The organism is Gelidibacter gilvus, from assembly GCF_004115975.1.
GTDB lineage: Bacteria > Bacteroidota > Bacteroidia > Flavobacteriales > Flavobacteriaceae > Gelidibacter > Gelidibacter gilvus.
On record NZ_SDDZ01000035.1, the window covers coordinates 1 to 1,345 of the forward strand.

The window sequence follows — 1,345 nt, forward strand, 5'->3', positions numbered from 1 at the left end:
TTATACACGGCTTAAGTTTGATTTTTAATAAATCAGTTAACTTTAAGCATTAATCAGAAAGAACAAAAGAGCGGAGTAAGGTTACTATACACGGTGAAGCTTTAGACTTCGGCAACATTGATAATCCCCGCTCTTTTACTACTTAAATCACGTTCAGTTCTGTGAGACCTCGATCTCGTTTTCAAGTTGTTGTGACCCAAGTAGCTGGTTCTTTCATAAATTGTTTTGATATGAATAAATATAAGGAAACTTTTGGAGTTGACATCAGCAAGGATGTCTTTGATTTGCACGGTAGTAATAGCGGCCACGATCAGTTCAAGAATGATGAAAAGGGATTTAGTTCCTTTTTAAAGATGATTCCCAAAGATTCAATTGTAGTGATGGAGGCAACCGGCTATTATCACTATAGGCTCGCACAGTTTCTTTACAAGAACAACGTAGTGGTATCGGTTGTAAACCCCTTGTCCGTAAAGCGTTTCATACAAATGAAGCTAGCCAAGGTGAAGACGGACAAGAGCGATGCGAAAGCTATCTGCGAGTATGCCCTTGCCAATGAAGTGCCACACTACAATGCTTTGACAGACGTGCAAGCGGAATGTTTGCAACTGTTCCGTCTATTGGATAGTTATCTTAAAAAACGAACAGCAACCAAAAACAAGTTGCACGGAGAAGAAATCCTCGGCATACCTTCAAAATTCGTTTACCGTTCCCTGAAAAGGGACAGAAAACACTTGGACGGAGAGATTGATGGAATCGAGGAACGTCTGCTCTCTCTCGTTAAAAAAGAGCAGCAACAGCAGCTCACTCTTTTAACTACAGTTCCGGGAATAGGCACAAAGACTGCCTTGTTTTTAATAGTGGTAACCGATGGGTTTTCCAAGTTTGAGACCGCTGCACAGCTCTGCAGCTATGTTGGTATTACACCTACAATTCGAGAGTCGGGAAGCAGTGTGCGCGGTCGTAGCAGGATCAGTAAGGTCGGCAACAAGAAACTTCGCAACCTGTTGTTCCTTTGTGCTTTCAATGCCTGTAAGTACAACAAAGCGTGCCGTGAGGTCTATGAAAGAATAGTAAACAAGGGAAAGAGTAAGAAGTTGGCACTTATCGCCGTAGCCAATAAGTTGTTGAAACAGTGCTTTGCAATCGCGAAATCGGGTTTACCGTACGATGATGCCCATGTGTCAGTGCTAAAGACCAATTAATCGGAGTCATCAAATTTGGTGATGATTATTGCTTGTTGGATTGGAAATAAAACGACGAAGGAGATTTATTCCACTTCAACAATGCCAGGAAGACAATTGTCAAAATTTAATGGAGAAAAGGCTTGTTTTTTGCCTCAGTTCTT

General features: G+C 41.4%; 1 protein-coding gene. It reads left to right on the top strand.

The features are described from left to right. Positions 1-230 precede the first annotated feature (230 nt). Entirely contained in the window at positions 231-1,202 is a 972-nt protein-coding gene (locus ESZ48_RS19170) for an IS110 family RNA-guided transposase (RefSeq protein ID WP_129019109.1), read from the top strand. Positions 1,203-1,345 lie beyond the last annotated feature (143 nt).